This is a genomic window from Desulfosporosinus youngiae DSM 17734, from assembly GCF_000244895.1.
GTDB lineage: Bacteria > Bacillota > Desulfitobacteriia > Desulfitobacteriales > Desulfitobacteriaceae > Desulfosporosinus > Desulfosporosinus youngiae.
Genome location: NZ_CM001441.1, coordinates 999140 through 1016280, shown reverse-complemented (window position 1 = coordinate 1016280; position 17141 = coordinate 999140). Strand labels below are relative to the sequence as shown.

Here is a 17141-nt window from a genome sequence, read left to right as displayed (position 1 = left end):
GCTTCAGCCGCATTGGGCTCTACTCCTTCACCTAATGATAAACCTAGGATTACCGTTCACTATCTCCCTCATACTTATTTAACCTTTTAACCAAAAGAGGCAGGAAACACTTTAGCGGTGTTTCCGCCTCCTTTATTGATTATCGAGAAGTATTGACTTCGCGAGATGGTTCTCGACCCCAACCAAGTGATCCAACATAAGCTTCTGAGCTTTTGCTGCATCATGATTCTTAATCGCCTCATAAATGCCAACATGCTCATTGAATAACTTTTCGGGAGTGTCTTTATGTTCGTAAAGTTTACTGCGACTACTTTTCAGGGACTTTTTCATAGTATCCGAAAGTGTGTTCATAAGCTGAAATAGAATCTTGTTATGGGTTGCTCTGGCGATTGCATAATGAAAATGATGGTCCGCATCTTCCCCCAAGTGCTGCAATTCGAGGTCTTTACGCATGATTTCGAGAGCTTCAAACATATCGCTGATTTCATCTTCTTCAGCTCTTTCGGCCGCTAATCCCGCGGCTTGCACCTCAAGAATCTTACGTGTTTCATAAAGCTCCAGGTCTGTATCTTTTTCGATAAATAACATCCAGGCCAGGGGAGTAACTACAGATTCTATGTTAACCTGCCTAATGTAAGTTCCTTCACCGGAACGAACTTCGATCAGTCCCATCATCTCAAGTGCACTGATAGCTTCTCGTATGGATGCCCGGCTAACCTGAAACCGTTCAACTAATTCTCGCTCTGAGGGCAGACGATCGCCAGGTTTTAGGTGCCCTTGAGCAACCAATTGACCGATCTGATCGACAATCTGCTCATAGATTTTTCGAGTTCTAATGGGTTTTAATATCACTTTTTCACTCCTCACACAAACGATTAGTATAACCTAAGTGTACCATAGCTGTCCTCCATATGAAATATGGGAACACTTTATGAATGAAAGTGTTCCCATATTCAGAGAAAATCTCAAGTCGTGGGATATCCCACTTTTAAAGAGCCTATTTAGTTCTTTTTACCCGCTCTATAAGACTCTGCTAAAATCTGGACAGTATGCATTACCTCTTCTTCGATTCCGGCATTTTCCACCCCGCTTTTCAACTGTAAGCGGCACGCGGGACAACCCGTTGCGACTGTATTGGTATGTGTCAGCTCGATATCAGCTATTTTACGATCCGAAATCTGTACGGAGAGATCCGGATGAACGAGACTAAACGATCCAGCCATCCCGCAACAGCGCCCAGGCTCTTTCATTTCAATCAATTCCACACCAGGGATACTCTTTAAAATTTCCCGGGGTTCTTTGTTAATCCCCTGTCCCCGGTTTAAGTGGCAGGGATCATGGTAAGTCACTTTGCGGTCCACCCGGCCCAGACCTTCTTTTTTGAAGGGAACTTTGTGAATAAGAAACTCAGAAATATCATACGACTTACCGGCCCATTTATCAGCCAAAGCTTTAAACTCCGGATCATTATCCAGCAACTCGCCAAAGACATGCTTCCAAGCAGTTCCTCCGGATGAACAAGCCACAACCAGTGCATCAGCTCCCAGCTTCTCAAACGCTCTTAAATTACGTCTTGCTAAGGCTGTAGCAGAGTGTACATCGCCATTCACCGAGGCTGGAATACCACAGCAGCCCTGACCTTTTGGAATCACTACCTCGATGTCGTTCTCCTTTAACACCTCGACAACAGCTTTTCCAATATCCGTATAGAAATAGTTGATCATACATCCCGTGAAAAAAGCTACTCTCATCTTTGGTTTTTGGACCTTAATCACTTCCGGAAATTCAGAGCGCAAGGTCTTGCTGGCTAACATCGGGAATACCTTATCGGTTCCTATCCCGATGTCAAAGCGCATCCGGGCAATACGATCACTTTTATGAGGTACGTGCTTTAAGGCCAGACCCTGGAAAACGCTGCCTGTTTTCATGCCAAAATCAAACATGCGCTGCATTTTAAGGGCAGTAAACGCAATTTTCTTGACAGGGTGCAATCCTTTTTTACGAACGGCTTCTGCCCTCGCTGCCAGGATTATTTTATCAAATCGAACCCCACATGGACAGTTCGTGTTACAAGCCATACAGGTTGTGCACAAGGAAAAGCGATCAGCCAGCTTCTCTGTCATCTCAAGCTCGCCGGAAAGGAGATACTGAACTAAACTGATTTTTCCTCTTGCAACTCCTACTTCCTGGCGGGTTTCCTTGTATATGGGACAAACCTCCATGCAGTTTCCGCATTTCATACAGTTATGGAGTTCTTCGGTAATCGAATCCAGTGAATTATATACGGACACGATTAGTCCCTCCTTACTATCTTCCCAGGGTTCAACAAATAGTTGGGATCCAGGGCTTCTTTCATTCTTCGCATTGCTGCGACACCGGCTTCTCCAAACTCCCAATCAAGATATCCCATTTTAGCAATCCCAATCCCGTGCTCTCCTGAAAGAGTTCCACCCAGGGATATTGCTGTTTTGAAGATTTCATCGACCGCCAGGTGAACTCGTTTCATTTCATCCTGATCCCGCTCATCCGTCAGAATTGTAGGGTGCAGATTCCCGTCTCCTGCATGTCCAAATGTGGCAATTTGGAGATTATGTTTTTCAGCGATCTTACGAATCGCTTTAATCATATCGGGAATTTTACTTCTGGGAACCGTAGCATCCTCGAGCACTGTGGTTGGTCTTTTCTGGGCGAGAGCGGGAAGTGCCCTGCGGCGAGCCAGCCAGATAAGATCGCGCTCCTGGTCATTCTTAGCGATTTTTATCTCAATAGCTTGTTCTTCCTTTAGAATTTGTTCGACCAGAACTGCTTCCCGTTCGACAACTTCTCTATATCCATCAACTTCAATCAAGAGGACTGCTTGAGCATCCATGGGAAGGCCGGCATGCACAAAGTTTTCGACCGTTTGAATGGTTACATTGTCCATGATTTCCAGGGTTGCCGGAATAATCTTATTGCGGATGATCGAAGCGATAGCCTTTCCGGCTTTATCAACGTCATCAAAAACTCCTAAAATACTCTTCCGGGCCTCGGGAGCAGGTATTAATTTAACAATGATTTCTGTAATAATTCCAAGTGTTCCTTCAGCTCCGGTAAAGAGAGCCACCAAATCATATCCGGTGACATTTTTAACCGTTTTTCCGCCCCAACGGATGACTTCCCCATTGGCTAAGACAATTTGCAGTCCCATGATATAATGCTTGGTTACCCCGTATTTCAGACCGCGCAGTCCGCCTGAGCACTCTGAAAGCGAGCCGCCCATCGTTGCTGTGGCGACAGTCCCAGGATCCGGCGGGTATAACAAACCATGTTTAACCACTTCATTATTGAGTGTCTGAATGATTACTCCAGGCTGAACTGTAGCCGTTAAGTTATCTTGGTCCACTTCTATGATTTTATTGAGATTGAGCATCGAAAGAACGATACCCCCACTTATGGGAATCGTTCCTCCACTTAGATTTGTGCCTGAACCACGTGGATAGACCGGAATATTGTTCTTTGCAGCTATTTTGACGACCTCTGCCACTTGTTCAGTCGAGTTAGGCGAAACCACAACATCCGGCTTGTGATGTTTCATCGCGGCTGTCGCGTCATAAGCATAGGTCATTAAGTCTTCCTGCTCTGTGAGAACGTTCTCCTCACCCAGCACTTTAATTAGTTCTTGTAAGACTTCACGAGCTAACATCCATCTACCCCCTATTTGTGAAATTTATAATTATGACTGACTGTCAGACCACCTAACCATATATTAATGCAATTATCTTTAAATTTCAACATGTAAAACAAAATCTTTCAAACTATTAAGGAAGGGCTCATTTAAAACCCTTCCATTAATTAATAATTGGACATTGATTCCTACTGTGGCGATAGTTCAAATGTTGCATCGATGCACCATTTGGAGGGTAAATCCGGGGAATCGCAGCTAGTTTAATTAGCGAAAATATTTTTGTTCGATCAATTTCAGCTCTTGCTGAAAGGATTGGCTCAATCTATAAAGTAATCTCTCCATATCCAAGCGGTGATGAGATATGTTTTCAGGACTTAAAAACTCAATCTTACGAAACTCTGGTTTAATTAACAGCGGCAGCAAATCATCAATGTTTTCAATGCGCAGGGTGAGAATAATCGGCGCATAAGCTACCTCACGGTTACGCCGCCCATTCTCTTCATTTACTGTATAAACATCCAGACTCAAATCGACGTCTTCAATAATGACTCCTTGGAGCGGAACATTGCGAAGTAAGGCAACTTGCTGCTCTCGCATTGTTTCGGCCATTAGTTCCTTACTCTTACCCCCGAAGAAAAAGCGCCCGTTCTTCGATTCACCACGAAAATCCAATCGAATCCGTACGCGAATGTGTTCTGTAAGAAGCTCATTCCCAATTCGAATCTTCATTACCAGTTCTCTCCGTTTCCTCATTTCAAGCATTTCTATCTATATTATCGTCATTAAAATATTCTTCATGAGTTTAAATTTCTCCTGCAAGCCTTGCTTTAGGGTTGGAATTTATGGACATACTAAGAAAACTGCAAAGGATAATAAACGTCCGTTCAAAGGAGGATAAGTACATGCTAAAAACCGCCGTTGCAATTTTCAAAGGACCTCAGCAAACTAAAGAGGCAATTGAAGAAATTCAAGGGGAATCCTTGGCAAATAGCAAAATATCCGTGGTCGTTCGAAAAGAGTACCTCCACCAGGGAGAATTCCGGGAAGAAATCGCTAACGAATTAGCCTATTATCCCAGTGAAATTAACTTAGACAAATTTAACGCCTGGCTTGTCCAAGCACCGCCGTTCATCATTCCTAATCTAGGAGAAGTGGTTGCTGCCGGTCCGATCGCCAGTCAGCTGATGCATCAACCTAAAGGGCGCGGACTCACTGAAGTCCTTCTCAGCTACGGGCTTTCCGAAATACGGGCCCGGCATTACGAGCATGAGGTACGAACAGGGCATTGGTTCGTTCTCATTCAAACAGACCATGAAAAAATCAATTCCGTTTGTAATACTTTAGGAAATTTCGGCGGGAGAGATATTGAGAAATGGAATAAAGAACTTGATCATCCTACTTATCCCAAAGCATAATCATAATCCTACGCAGGAACGTAATTCTTTAATTTCTTCTTTGCTTAACGCTCTGTAAGCACCTGGAGGAAGGGCATTTCCCGGACTTAAATGTCCAAAACGGACCCGATCAAGTTTAAGCACAGGATATCCGACCGCTGCAAACATCCGGCGAACTTGGCGATTTCGTCCTTCATGAATCGTCACTTCCAGGATTTCTAAAGGCTTCCCTTTCGTCTTATTGAACTTTGAAACACCGCTCACGCGCTCAACTTTAGCCGGTGCGGTGTTTCCATCTTCCAGCAGAACTCCCTGACGGAGATTTTCAAGGGCGTTTATCCCGACCGGACCTTGTACCCAGACCCGGTAAGTTTTCTCTACTCCATATGAAGGATGCATCAAGCGATGGGCAAGTTCTCCGTCATTGGTCAGGAGTAAGGCCCCCGATGTATCGAAATCCAACCTTCCAACCGGATAAACGCGTACCGGAACATCGTTTAATAAATCAAGAACAGTAGGTCTGCCCTGTGGGTCTGAAACACTGGTAATCACACCGACAGGTTTATTAAGAAGATAATAGTGCAGCCTTTCGGATCGTTCAACTGGTTTTCCATCGACCTCGATATGATCCTCTATCCCTACTTTATGCCCTAAAACGGCAATCTTGACTCCATTGACAGAGACCCGGCCTGCGAGGATAAGCTGCTCGGCATGCCGCCGTGAGGCTACTCCAGCCTGGGCAAGCACTTTCTGCAAACGTTCTCCGCTATCTTTATCTTGAACCATAATCTTTCCTTCCAGATCTAGTGAACAAGTTCACTGATTTCATTTTGAATGTTTCAAATCATAAATTCCCGGCCCGATTTCAGGATAACTTCCCTGAACCTTTTCCCAGAATGATTCTTTCTGCCCGCTTTGAGGAAGATGCACAAGGTAGTCCCCCGGTATTCGCTGCAATACTGCAGAGGGGCTTTCATCCTCTAATACGGTGATTAAACGATATCCAACCTTCTGTGCATAATAAAACGTCATCGGCGGCGGATCACTTAATACTAAAATACTCGAAGCTGCTGTATGCTCTTTAAGCCATTGGGCCTGACTAAGATATTCCTGATTCCACTGATACTTGGGGGTCAAATCGGCATAAGAACCTTTGTTGATCAGCAGCAAGATCACGATTGCGGCCGCTGTTCCCGGAAAGGATGCAATCCCATCGAGGGCATAGGCACTCAATAAAGCTGTTAAAGGCAGAACCGGTACTAAATAATAATCTAAGGGAATACGGGCACAAACCACCGCAATGTATAAAAGACTGATCCCAGCCCAGGCTATAAGGGCTGCACGAACCGGAGACCGAAAAAAACAGAGGCGGATCATACCCACTCCCGAAAGAACCAGTACGCTTCCAGTAAACCCTTGTTGAATATTTTTGGTCAATATTTCCCAGTTCAGGTTCGTGGAATCAGCTACTTGTCCGGTTAATATCCCGGAAACAAACTGACTCGATGCCGCGACATTAAAATGTACCCATAAATAATATACTATTGGCGGAATAAGTACAATCATACTGTAATGGATAAACTGCCTTAACCGCCGAAGCTTAAAAGGCCAAAAACCTAAGAGAAGAGCCACCGGAAAAATCATGAGCTGAGGGAGCTTGGCTAATACTGCTCCTGCCATTAAGAAAGCTATTTTCCAAATTCCTCTTTCTTCGCCCGCAGCCCTCCAGCGCCAAATCATAGCCAATGCCCAGATACTCCAGGCTTGGGCCATTGGTTCAGGCATAACAACCCGTCCATAATAAATGGATAAGGGCATTAAGGAATAGATAGCCGCCGCAAAAAGCCCGGCACGTTCAGTAAACATATTGCGCCCCAAGTCATAGATTCCAGCCACCGTAATCAAGGATAAGGCAACCGACCACAGACGTCCCCAAAGATCTGACCAACCTAAAAAAGTCCAGGCCCAGGCCAAAAGATAAGGTAAAAAAGGAAACTCTAACTCAACATTTTGAGGAATAACTCCATCATAACTAAGCTTGGGCAGGAAAACATCTGGAAAATCGGTTAAATGCCCCAGCATATGGATAGCCATACTTGCCGTATCTGCTTGCCTCCAGGCTTGATCATCCAATAATGGATTGGAAATCCCGCGCAGACGGAGTACTAAGGCGATCAGCAGAATTGCTGTTAAAGATACCCACTTTATTCCTCGACCCATTCCACGGTACTCCATTTTTTGCGTTTTAACTGATAGATCAGCTGCAAATATCCTAAGATCGTTGGCCAAATTCTCATTTTACTGGCACCTTTTTTGAGTTCATAATGAAGTTTCAAAGGAACTTCACTGACACGTTCCGCATAAGGAGCGACTTTCAGCAATAGTTCAACCATCCCTGAGAAATTTTTACTCTTAATAATATTGGGTCCATATTGCCGGGTTCCCTCGGCTAACAGCTTAAGCCGATAAGCTCGATAACCACATGAATAATCCCGGACTCCTTTGATGGGTGCGAAAAACTGCATTACTTTCCCGGCTCCCCAGGATAGACTCCTGCGCCCTATGGAAAGTCCATGCTGTTCCCCGCCCTGTACATAGCGTGAAGCTATCACAAGATCTGCCCCCGAACAGATCTCCCGGTAAAGCAGGGGAATATGGTCTGCAGGCTGGGTATTGTCTGCATCCATGGTAATAACAATATCCGGAACTGCTTTTATCTCCTGATCAGGATTTTCAGAGAAGTTCTTTCCGCCGTTACGACTTAGGACATATTGAAAGCCACTATTAATGGCTGCCCCAAGACCTTGGTTTTGCTCATGGTTAATTCCGTGGACATTGCCATGGGTTTGAGCATAGTTCTGAACAACATCCAAAGTGCTATCTGTACTTCCATCATTGACGACAACGATCTGATGAGGAATAGCGGCACAACTCTGTTCTATTTCTTCGAGTAATACCGGAAGTGCTTCGTCTTCGTTATAGGCGGGTAAAACAATATACAGCATACTAACATGCCCCCTTTCGGTTCACTGTTAGTATGCTCAAAGTATGGATCAATAAAACACTTTACTGACAATCCAAACTGAGACAATTAACCCGATGATATCTGCCAGTAAGCCTAATTTAAGAGCGTAGCGATATTTTTTGATTCCTACCGAGCCAAAATACACGGTTAACACAAAGAAGGTAGTATCTGTGCTTCCCTGAAGGGTTGAGGCCAAACGTCCGATAAAGGAATCCGGTCCATACTGATTGATTAACTGGGTTGCTACCCCTAAAGCGCCAGATCCGCTTAACGGCCGCATGATTGCTAAGGGAATGATGGCAGCAAAATCAGGTCCTAAGCCTAAAAGCTTGAAAAGCGGCTGCAGCCAGTTTGAAAGAATCGTCAGGGCCCCGGAATCAACAAATACTCTAATCGAAACCAGCATCCCTATTAAGAACGGCAGAATCCGGACGCCTGTTTTAAAACCCTCCTCCGCTCCTTCCACAAAGGATTCATAGACAGGGACTTTGCGAAGGTAGGCTACTAAGGGAATCAATAACAAGATTAAGGGAATGGCCCAACGGGAAATCTCGGCTATTACGTTCATGTTCCCCTCCTGCGGCGAATAAAGTAATCTACAACGATCGCCGCGAACATTGCCGTTCCTGTCGCTACAATCGTCGTCCCAATGATTTCGGTTGGATTAACCGAATTGGCTTTTAAACGCACTCCAATAATCGTTGCCGGTATTAGGGTGATACATGAAGTATTCAGGGCCAAAAACGTAATCATGGCAGGGCTTGCCACTTCAGGGGTAGGGTTTTCCTTTTGGAGTTCTTGCATTGCTTTAAGTCCAAAGGGAGTTGCCGCATTTCCCAGCCCGAGTATATTGGCGCTCAAGTTCATGATAATTGCACCCATTGCCGGACTGTCCGGTCTAAGAGATGGAAATAAGCGACGAATTGCAGGCCCAAAGAGGCGGGCAATCCCCTTAATAAGACCGGCTTCCTCTGCCAAGCGCATGATACCCAACCATAAACTCATAACTCCGATCAGTTCAATGGCAACTTCTACTCCAAGTTCTGCCGCTTTCATTGCGGATGTGGTTACATTTTCAATATGTCCGTTCAGCGCAGAAACGACTATGCCAATAGCCAACATTAACAGCCAGATGAGATTAACCATTTCCCACCTCCTGCCTAAAATGTATGATACGGACAAACAAAAAAGAACGAGATCATCCCGTTCTTTCCTCTTTGTCCACAACTTATATCCCGACTGTTTAGTCGCGGGCAATAACTATGTCATCCGATGGTTTTTTTTTCTTCTGAAACATTCCCCCGATTCTCTCTAACAGATCCGGGACAGTATCAATCAGTCGATCAACGACCACATTACTATCAACTGGAAGAAGCCGTATGGTCCCATTACCAACCACTAAAAAGGCAACCGGCTGTACTGAAACCCCGGCTCCGGCACCGCCGCCAAAGGGCAGAGACGGACCTTGACCAGGTGTACCCCCTCCTGAATTTCCCATCTCCTTATCGTCCGGTGGGGCAAATTCACTGCCGCCTGCTGCAAAACCACAAGAAACCCTTGAAATTGGAATAATCACCGAGCCATCATGGGCCTCCACGGCATCGCCCACGATCGTGTTTACGTCAACGATTTGTTGGATGCTTTCCATTGCTGTCTTCATTAATGATTCAATAGGATGATTCCCCATGCATCGTCTACCCCCTTATACCCCACTTAAATAATCGTAATAATCTCAACCCTACGAAAATAATATGACCGATTCTTAAATGGAATATGCATCGAAGATCACAAACAAAACCTTCTTTTTTAAACTGTGGAACAACTGCCAGCGCAGGAGACCGGACTTCCATGGTTACGTGTTTATGAAGATGAGACAGGGCAAAACCAAACATCGTCCAAAAGGACCCTGCTGCCAGCGCTGTCTGACATGCATCCTTATAGCCAATTTCCGCTCGCCAATTAATTAATGTACAGTGGATTCCCCGATAAAACATCCTCTTAATCCGCGTCAAATGGTCGATCAGCAGCGGAATATTCAGCCAGAGCCGACTTAACCAGCCAAACCGTATATAACGCATACGCGCCTTGGTCTTTGTCTTACGTACTCCGCTTTTTACTTCTGAAACCTGCTCAAATTCCACCTGCGGCCCTTTTTCCCATTCCAATTGAAGGGTTGGGATTTGATAGTTCGCCCGCCATAAGCCCTTGAAAGCGCGAAAATCAATATCAATATGATCTTTCTCCTGCATACGTCGATAGCGAAAATCCACCTGTACTTTAAATACAAAGCTGATTACTATTAATATAACCATAGCGAGTAAAAACGCTAAAACCCGCACCTAAACCCCTCCGTACTTCATACATCCCCTTACCGGCTGACCCTAAATAGGTAAGATGCCCCATTTTAACTACAATTATGCACTGAATAACTTAAATTTTGACAATTGAATTTGCTATTTTATGCACCACACTATGCATACCCCCAATACTATATAAGAAGGGGGGATATGTATGTCCGTTCAGACAGGATCTTCAGCCGAAATGAGCATCAAAAAAAATGATGACTATTATGAAGATCTGGAAAAATTCATTGAAATTGCAGGCTATTCCTATGATTCTCTGCAGGATATTTTCTATTCTACCTTGGACCCCTGGCAGAGAAAGGTTGGTTACTGTCGTCTCTATGATGAGGCGGCAGCCCCTATGGGGATGATTATAGATAGTGAACCCATTTACTTTGAATACAATGCAAAAAAATGGATGATTGGCTTGTGGAAAGGCCAATATGACTTAGTTACCGGCGGCGAAATCGGAGTCTACATCGGAGCATTAGATCTTAAAATCCCCGGGCTTTTTGATGGTACCTTCTACAGTTGTGCGGGCGATAATGATCTCTTGCAAATGTCTTATACTTTAAAGAAGAACGGTGAGACCCTCTTTACCAGAGAAGGCACACACTGGTGGCTTACAGGTTTCAAGCTAGGGGAATTTTCAGAGCCTTCAGAGCTTATCATGGATATTAGTATTACTTTAAAAGATGCGCTTATGCGAGACGCGTTCGTATCAGGCCTCAGAAATGCCGGCTATTCCGATAATCAATTTTCGATTTATTACAATACCGTAAGCTTTAGATACGATATTCCGAAAACACCCCAGCCCATAACCCGAAGGCCCGCAACTGACCGGCTTATACAAGCGAAAAACAAACTATTATGCGATAAATATCAGGAAATGACACAAGCCTTTGATAATCTCCAGGATAAACTGAGAGCTCTTGAGAAAGAGTCGCCGGAAATGTATCGTAAAATCATGAATATAGGGAAAGCCAAACCATTATCTGAGATCTATGATTCATTAATAACCGTTGTACTGGTTATGCTCGCAGTCTATCTTTCCTATAGGGCATTAACTTATAACAGTGATAAATAATTTAAAAGCAATCTCCATCAGCAAAAGCATGATGGAGATTGCTTTATCCTCTAATCTTCTACTGCACTTGCCACCTCAGCATCACTGAGAGATCCCACTTCCAAGTCAGGCATATCATCTAAAGAACTCAAGCCAAAATGAAGCAGAAACTGTTCTGTCGTGGCATAAAGAATGGGGCGCCCCGGACCCTCCTTGCGGCCGACCTCTTTCACTAAACCCTTTTCCACTAACGTTGCCAAAGCACGGTCGGATTGAACTCCCCGGATGAAATCCACTTCTCCTCGCGTCACCGGTTGTTTGTAAGCAATAATTGAAAGCACTTCCAGAGCCGCATTAGAGAGGGCTTGAGCAGGCTGCTTATAAAGAGTCTCGATATAACGGGCAACTTCGGGCTTTGTTCCTAATTTATAGCCCCCATTAATCTCCAGAAGGGTTAACCCGCAGGAATCTGCGGCATACCGACTACGAAGCTCATACAGAAGCTCTTCTATAAACTCTGGGTCCAGCTCCAAAATTCCGCTGAGCAGTTCCGGCGTTAACGGCTCTTTGGCAACAAATAGAAGGGCCTCTAAGGCAGCCGTTTCCGGTTCCCTAAACAGCAATTTGATCTACTCCTCTACGGTAAATTCCCAGGCTTTTTTCGTTGGAAAGAGCAGGATATCACTTACCCATGCGGCTTGTTCAGCACGTACCTTTCCGGATTTTAAAAGTTCCAACAAGGCCAGGAAAGAGACAATTATCTCCATACGAGATCCGATTCTCATGAGCTGATTAAACCGCATCCCTTTCGGATGCAGAATAACACGGCGCAAAACATCCGCCAGCATCATTTCGATGGCAATTTCGTCGGGTTCAACATATTTGATCTCTTCCCCTTTTTCAGCACGGTCAATAACTCTGCGGAATGCTTGCCAAAGATCATCAAAGGTTATCCCCTTAAGGGGATCTTCCGGCTTGACATCAGCTAATAACCCCGCGACATCAACCTCACGGTCATAGGATCGTCCTGAGGAGGTTTCCAGCCCTTCTAAGACTTTAGCAGCTTGTTTAAAGGCCCGATAAGCAATTAAGCGCTCTACTAATTCCTGGCGTAAATCTTCCTCTTCAAGCGGGCTTTGTTCGTTTTTAGGGGGCTTAGGCAAAAGCTCTCTGGACTTAATATAGAGTAATTGGGCTGCAAGCACCAGAAATTCCGTTGTGACTTCCATGTCCATAGATTCCATCCGGCGTAAGACTTCCACAAACTGGTCGGCAATTCGCGCAATTGGAATATCATATATATCCACCTTTTCCTGTTGAATAAGAGTTAACAACAGGTCCAGAGGACCCTGGTAGGCAGGAAGTTCAACCTGAGGACTGATAGTCTCACGTTCCGTACGTTCCATTTACAGCCCCATGATACAGCGAACTTCTTTCATGGTCTCCGAGGCAGTCGCCCGAGCACGCTGGGCACCTTCTTCCAAAACGTTCTCTACCCGGCCAGGTTCTTCCCAATAAGCACGCCGCTCTCTAAAGGGACCTATCAGCTTCTCTAAATTTTCCGCCAGATGCCGTTTACACGCGACACAACCCACTTTTCCGGCACGACATTTTTCTTCCACTTCGGCAACTTCCGGCGTGTAGATTTGATGGAACTTATGCACAATACAGACCTCCGGATGTCCCGGATCATCTTTACGGAGCCGGGCCGGATCAGTTACCATTTGTTGTACACGGGTTTTAATCTCCTCAGCAGACGCGGCCAGGGAAATAGCATTATGATAACTTTTGCTCATTTTCCGCCCGTCAACTCCAGGCAAGAGAGGTATTTTCCCCACAAGTGCCTGAGGCTCCGGGAAGACCGTTCCGAATAGATGATTAAAGCGACGGGCAATTTCCCGGCAAAGCTCAATATGCGGAAGCTGATCTTCTCCAACAGGTACCACGTTTGCTTTATACACTAAAATATCAGCAGCCTGCAGGAGAGGATATCCTAAAAATCCATAAGTCGCTAAATCTTTGCCTTGGAGACTTAACTGTTGAATTTGATCCTTGTAGGTAGGAACACGTTCCAACCAGGACAAAGGGGTAAACATGGAAAAAAGCAAATGAAGTTCGGCGTGCTCTTTAACGGCCGACTGCATAAAGATTGAACTTTTTTGGGGATCAATCCCCACACTGAGCCAGTCTAAAGCAATTTCTCTTCTTAGCTCAGGGAAGTTTAATTTATCTTCATACCCGGTTGTCAGGGCATGCAAATCGACAATTGAAAAATAGCTTTCATAGTCATCCTGTAAGTTTACCCAATTCTGAATGACACTCAGATGTCCAATATGCAATGCCCCCGTGGGACGCATTCCACTAAATATTTTCCCCTTCATAATAACAACCCCTTAAAATAATTCTATAATTTATCCACTTCACCCTAGAAAAGGGGTTAGTATCAGTGAAATAATTTTTTGATACGTGTAGAATATCCCAATCACCGCAGGTGAAAGAACCTTTCCAAAAATATCTGTAAAGAGAAGTATGATTAAAATAATCATTCCATACTGTTCTATGATCCGCAACTGAGGAGCAAATCGTACAGGCAATAATCCTGAAAGAACCGCAAACCCATCAAGCGGCGGAATCGGCAAGAGATTGAATATTCCTAAGCCGAGATTCATTAAAACGGCGGATTGAAATACCAGTGAGATAATCCCACTCCATTCCGAAGCCTGAACCCCGAGCATAGTCAAAAACCATAGGAACATTAAAACAAAGGCTGTGATCAAATTCATGACTGATCCTGCTACAGCAACCAGCATCTGTCCCCGCCGTTTATCCCCCCGGAAGTAATGGGGATTCGTCATAACAGGCTTAGCCCAGCCGAAACGATATAAGAGAGCCATAAGAGTTCCAAAAAGGTCCAAGTGCACGAAAGGGTTTAAGGTTAAACGACCCTGGCTTCGCGGTGTCGGATCTCCTAAACGATCCGCGACCCAAGCATGGGCAAACTCATGAAAGGCAAACCCGATCATTAACGCGGGAATATTTGCGATAATGGTCGTTAAATTGAAATCGAACAAATTCCTACCCCCTTCTATCGCAGACTATTAACCCACTGACGAGCAATTCCCTGCTCTTCTTCTGATGAGCTGATCTTACCCTCGAGCCAAGCCGTTCGCACCCAATCCAGAATTTCTCCGATCTCCGGGCCTTGCTTTACTCCCATTTCTATAAGAGCCTTTCCATCAAGGGACATGTTAATCCTTTGAGCGGCCTCCAGGCATCCCGTGATCTGTTTTTTAAACCGCTCATCCCGTGCTAAAGCCATTACAACTTCCTTGGGGGACTTGTTTAACAATCGATCCATTTCGCCCAGGGTTAAGGGTTTCATTAAAGACTCACGCAAGTTTAGATAGGCGATTGTATCATCCCGAAGAGATTTGTTCAGGCTTACTCGTTCAAGCAACTGTTCAATTCCGGCCGATTCCATTTGAGAAACCGAGATTAACCAGCGCATGTTCAGGGACCAATCCAGACTCTCCTCAGCATTATCCAAGTCAAAATTCCAAGCAAGCTCCTCGCCAAACCAGGCTTTAAACAAACCACTTTTAACCAGGATCTGACCCATGGCCAGATAATTTGCTTCTTTAAAAATAAGGAGGATTTCTTCTGTGAAACGTTCCACACTAAGCTTGGAAAGAACGCCCGTCTCTATGGCAGTATGTAAAGCGTCCAGAGTTTCCTTGGCAAAGTCAAACTGATAGCGTTCTTTAAAACGTATAGCACGCAGCATACGGGTAGGGTCATCTATGAAACTAAGATTATGCAAAAAACGAATTTTTCTTTGCTGTAAATCCTGTTTACCGCCATAATAATCGACAAGTTCACCGTAACGCTCTGTGTTAAGACAAATTGCCATGGAATTGATCGTAAAATCCCGTCTGAATAAATCATCACGCAGACAGGATTCCTCTACTTGAGGAAGTGCGCCCGGGAAAGAATAGTGTTCCCATCTCGTACTGGCGATGTCCAGATGGCTTCCATCAGGGAAACTAATCTGGGCAGTTCCAAACTTAAAATGCTGAGTCAGTTTTCCATCCGGCATACGACGCATCAAAGCCTGGGCAAATTGACCGCCGCTGCCTTCTACAACAAAATCTAAATCCTGCGTGGGAACGGACAGCAATAAATCCCTGACAAACCCTCCCACAAGATAAACTGAGCACCCTTCCTCACCTGCAGTGTCTCTCACCGCTTCGAGGAGCTTTCGGACATCTTCAGGCAGAAGGTTTATCAAATCCAGGATATCCTGACGCATGGCGGCACTGCGTTCCCGGGCGAGTTGGGTTTCAATAGGAACAGACCCGCCATGAACCAGACGCAAAACGTCTGACCTCGATACAATGCCGACGAGATCCCCATCTTCTACTACAGGCAGACGTCCAATATCATGCTGAACCATTAGGCGGCGAACTTCATCCCAAGGCACATCAGCTTCCACTGTAGAAACCTTTGTGGTCATAAACCCTTTTACAGGAGCATGTCTTAATCCGTGTTTAATGGCCTTATCCACATCACGTCTGGAAATAATCCCCACGAGATTCTTATCCTCCGTGACCGGCACTCCTGTATGTCCGTAGCGCAATAATATTTGCTCCACTTCACCTAGCCGTGTCTCAGGAGATACAGTCTTAACCGGGAAGCTCATTATATCTTTAACAAGATGAGGGCGTTTGGCGCGACTCCGGATCGCCGAACGCAGTTGTTTTAATATCTCTGAGAGCTCTGCATCCTTAATGGTGGCAGAAGCAGCCCTCTCGTGACCCGCACCCCCAAATAGCCGTACTATTCCATTGATCGGCAAGCCCCTGCCTCTTGATCGTCCGACAACATAAACTCGGTTCTCCATTTTAACTAACAGAAACCAAGTATCAGCGCCTTCAAGCTCTCCTACTCGATGAGCTAAAAGAGCAAGCCCGCCCACATAATCCTTTATCTCGGCATATGAGATATAAACCGGCAGTCCCTCAAAGAATTCAGTTTGTCCTCGATCTAATAATTCCTGCAGCAGGTCTTTCTGTTCTTCAGCAAGAGGACGGCGCAAATTCTTAGAAATTACTCCTAAATTCGCACCTTGCTCTAATAAATAAGCCACAGCGTGCACATCACGTACTGTGGTATTGTCAAACAATAAACTCCCAGTATCATCATAGATTCCTATGGCTATTAAGGTGGCTTCAAAACTACTTAAGGGCAACCCCAGCCCAGCCAGTTTTTCAACCAGAAGGGTCGCACAGGCTCCGACCGGCTCGATCACCATGCCCTCTCTGAGCTTACCTGCATAGGGATGATGGTCATAGATTTCTATCTGAACTCCGGGAATTTTCGAGACCTTTTCCCCCATTGAGCCTGCCCGATGAAGATCATGAGTATCTACCAGGATAACCCGGGAAACCTTATCCAGATTAATATCTTGAGCCTTTCGAAATCTCAGGGTATCCCTGGATAACGCCAAAAAGTCCTGAACATTGACGTTTGGTTTCCCGTCCATGACCAAAACACTGTTGGGATAAATTTTCTGAGCAGCCACCATGGAAGCTAACGCATCAAAATCGATTTGGCGATGAGCCAAAATGATATCCATATCTACTCTCCAAAC

Annotated in this window: 18 protein-coding genes; 2 read left to right on the top strand and 16 right to left on the bottom strand. The window is 45.1% G+C overall.

Features of this window, described 5'->3' with window-relative positions; translation table 11 throughout:
- Nucleotides 1-132 precede the first annotated feature (132 nt).
- The 4 genes from DESYODRAFT_RS04855 to DESYODRAFT_RS04840 all read right to left on the bottom strand — a co-directional run bounded on the left by DESYODRAFT_RS04855 (nt 133) and on the right by DESYODRAFT_RS04840 (nt 4393).
- Nucleotides 133-852, bottom strand: a complete 720-nt coding sequence (locus tag DESYODRAFT_RS04855) for a FadR/GntR family transcriptional regulator (RefSeq protein ID WP_007780183.1) — start codon at nt 850-852, stop codon at nt 133-135.
- A gap of 149 nt (nt 853-1001) precedes the next feature.
- Nucleotides 1002-2291, bottom strand: coding sequence for a (Fe-S)-binding protein (locus DESYODRAFT_RS04850; protein ID WP_007780181.1), 1290 nt, complete (start codon nt 2289-2291; stop codon nt 1002-1004).
- Nucleotides 2292-2293: 2 nt separating this feature from the next.
- Nucleotides 2294-3682, bottom strand: a complete 1389-nt coding sequence (locus tag DESYODRAFT_RS04845; RefSeq protein ID WP_007780178.1) for an FAD-binding oxidoreductase — start codon at nt 3680-3682, stop codon at nt 2294-2296.
- A gap of 246 nt (nt 3683-3928) precedes the next feature.
- Nucleotides 3929-4393, bottom strand: coding sequence for a hypothetical protein (locus tag DESYODRAFT_RS04840; RefSeq protein ID WP_007780165.1), 465 nt, complete (start codon nt 4391-4393; stop codon nt 3929-3931).
- 173 nt (nt 4394-4566) lie between these two features.
- On the opposite strand from DESYODRAFT_RS04840, the gene DESYODRAFT_RS04835 reads away from it, so the two are divergent.
- Nucleotides 4567-5079, top strand: a complete 513-nt coding sequence (locus tag DESYODRAFT_RS04835) for a hypothetical protein (protein WP_007780163.1) — start codon at nt 4567-4569, stop codon at nt 5077-5079.
- Here DESYODRAFT_RS04835 and DESYODRAFT_RS04830 read toward each other — a convergent pair whose 3' ends face one another.
- The 7 genes from DESYODRAFT_RS04830 to DESYODRAFT_RS04800 all read right to left on the bottom strand — a co-directional run bounded on the left by DESYODRAFT_RS04830 (nt 5080) and on the right by DESYODRAFT_RS04800 (nt 10422).
- Nucleotides 5080-5844 (bottom strand): pseudouridine synthase, encoded by a 765-nt coding sequence (locus tag DESYODRAFT_RS04830; protein ID WP_007780158.1) that lies wholly within the window; start codon nt 5842-5844, stop codon nt 5080-5082. It lies immediately after the preceding gene.
- Between the two features lie 39 nt (nt 5845-5883).
- A complete protein-coding gene (locus DESYODRAFT_RS04825; protein WP_007780155.1) occupies nt 5884-7278 on the bottom strand; it encodes an ArnT family glycosyltransferase in 1395 nt (464 codons plus the stop codon).
- Nucleotides 7263-8063, bottom strand: a complete 801-nt coding sequence (locus DESYODRAFT_RS04820; RefSeq protein WP_007780152.1) for a glycosyltransferase — start codon at nt 8061-8063, stop codon at nt 7263-7265. Before DESYODRAFT_RS04820 ends, DESYODRAFT_RS04825 begins: the two co-directional genes overlap by 16 nt.
- 48 nt (nt 8064-8111) lie before the next feature.
- Nucleotides 8112-8651, bottom strand: coding sequence for a spore maturation protein (locus DESYODRAFT_RS04815; RefSeq protein WP_007780150.1), 540 nt, complete (start codon nt 8649-8651; stop codon nt 8112-8114).
- Nucleotides 8648-9229 carry a nucleoside recognition domain-containing protein gene (locus tag DESYODRAFT_RS04810; RefSeq protein WP_007780148.1) on the bottom strand — a complete coding sequence of 194 codons (582 nt, stop codon included), beginning with the start codon at nt 9227-9229 and terminating at the stop codon, nt 8648-8650. Before DESYODRAFT_RS04810 ends, DESYODRAFT_RS04815 begins: the two co-directional genes overlap by 4 nt.
- Before the next feature lie 97 nt (nt 9230-9326).
- Entirely contained in the window at nt 9327-9770 is a 444-nt protein-coding gene (gene ytfJ / locus DESYODRAFT_RS04805) for a GerW family sporulation protein (protein ID WP_007780147.1), read from the bottom strand.
- 7 nt (nt 9771-9777) lie between these two features.
- A complete protein-coding gene (locus DESYODRAFT_RS04800) occupies nt 9778-10422 on the bottom strand; it encodes a DUF2953 domain-containing protein (RefSeq protein ID WP_007780145.1) in 645 nt (214 codons plus the stop codon).
- 172 nt (nt 10423-10594) lie between these two features.
- Between DESYODRAFT_RS04800 and DESYODRAFT_RS04795 the strand changes: the two genes are divergently transcribed.
- A complete protein-coding gene (locus DESYODRAFT_RS04795) occupies nt 10595-11512 on the top strand; it encodes a DUF4474 domain-containing protein (protein ID WP_007780144.1) in 918 nt (305 codons plus the stop codon).
- Nucleotides 11513-11562: 50 nt separating this feature from the next.
- Here the strand turns inward: DESYODRAFT_RS04795 and scpB are convergent, their stop codons facing one another.
- The 5 genes from scpB to DESYODRAFT_RS04770 are packed head-to-tail and all read right to left on the bottom strand — an operon-like array spanning nt 11563 to nt 17126.
- Nucleotides 11563-12114 (bottom strand): SMC-Scp complex subunit ScpB, encoded by a 552-nt coding sequence (gene scpB / locus DESYODRAFT_RS04790; protein ID WP_007780142.1) that lies wholly within the window; start codon nt 12112-12114, stop codon nt 11563-11565.
- A gap of 6 nt (nt 12115-12120) precedes the next feature.
- Entirely contained in the window at nt 12121-12897 is a 777-nt protein-coding gene (locus DESYODRAFT_RS04785; protein WP_007780140.1) for a segregation and condensation protein A, read from the bottom strand.
- Nucleotides 12898-13872, bottom strand: a complete 975-nt coding sequence (gene trpS / locus DESYODRAFT_RS04780) for a tryptophan--tRNA ligase (RefSeq protein ID WP_007780138.1) — start codon at nt 13870-13872, stop codon at nt 12898-12900.
- A 39-nt stretch (nt 13873-13911) separates the two neighbouring features.
- Nucleotides 13912-14562: a site-2 protease family protein gene (locus tag DESYODRAFT_RS04775; RefSeq protein WP_007780135.1), complete on the bottom strand. Its 651-nt coding sequence runs from the start codon at nt 14560-14562 to the stop codon at nt 13912-13914.
- Between the two features lie 14 nt (nt 14563-14576).
- The gene (locus DESYODRAFT_RS04770; RefSeq protein ID WP_007780132.1) at nt 14577-17126 is read right to left on the bottom strand and encodes a CBS domain-containing protein; all 2550 of its coding nucleotides are present in this window, start codon (nt 17124-17126) and stop codon (nt 14577-14579) included.
- Nucleotides 17127-17141 lie beyond the last annotated feature (15 nt).

Bases quoted from the DNA above. Each gene is read 5' to 3' on its own strand.
- DESYODRAFT_RS04845 (WP_007780178.1), bottom strand. From the start codon at position 3,682: ATGTTAGCTCGTGAAGTCTTACAAGAACTAATTAAAGTGCTGGGTGAG.
- DESYODRAFT_RS04840 (WP_007780165.1), bottom strand. From the start codon at position 4,393: ATGAAGATTCGAATTGGGAATGAGCTTCTTACAGAACACATTCGCGTA.
- DESYODRAFT_RS04835 (WP_007780163.1), top strand. From the start codon at position 4,567: ATGCTAAAAACCGCCGTTGCAATTTTCAAAGGACCTCAGCAAACTAAA.
- DESYODRAFT_RS04830 (WP_007780158.1), bottom strand. From the start codon at position 5,844: ATGGTTCAAGATAAAGATAGCGGAGAACGTTTGCAGAAAGTGCTTGCC.
- DESYODRAFT_RS04825 (WP_007780155.1), bottom strand. From the start codon at position 7,278: ATGGGTCGAGGAATAAAGTGGGTATCTTTAACAGCAATTCTGCTGATC.
- DESYODRAFT_RS04820 (WP_007780152.1), bottom strand. From the start codon at position 8,063: ATGCTGTATATTGTTTTACCCGCCTATAACGAAGACGAAGCACTTCCG.
- DESYODRAFT_RS04815 (WP_007780150.1), bottom strand. From the start codon at position 8,651: ATGAACGTAATAGCCGAGATTTCCCGTTGGGCCATTCCCTTAATCTTG.
- DESYODRAFT_RS04810 (WP_007780148.1), bottom strand. From the start codon at position 9,229: ATGGTTAATCTCATCTGGCTGTTAATGTTGGCTATTGGCATAGTCGTT.
- ytfJ (WP_007780147.1), bottom strand. From the start codon at position 9,770: ATGGGGAATCATCCTATTGAATCATTAATGAAGACAGCAATGGAAAGC.
- DESYODRAFT_RS04795 (WP_007780144.1), top strand. From the start codon at position 10,595: ATGTCCGTTCAGACAGGATCTTCAGCCGAAATGAGCATCAAAAAAAAT.
- DESYODRAFT_RS04785 (WP_007780140.1), bottom strand. From the start codon at position 12,897: ATGGAACGTACGGAACGTGAGACTATCAGTCCTCAGGTTGAACTTCCT.
- trpS (WP_007780138.1), bottom strand. From the start codon at position 13,872: ATGAAGGGGAAAATATTTAGTGGAATGCGTCCCACGGGGGCATTGCAT.
- DESYODRAFT_RS04770 (WP_007780132.1), bottom strand. From the start codon at position 17,126: ATGGATATCATTTTGGCTCATCGCCAAATCGATTTTGATGCGTTAGCT.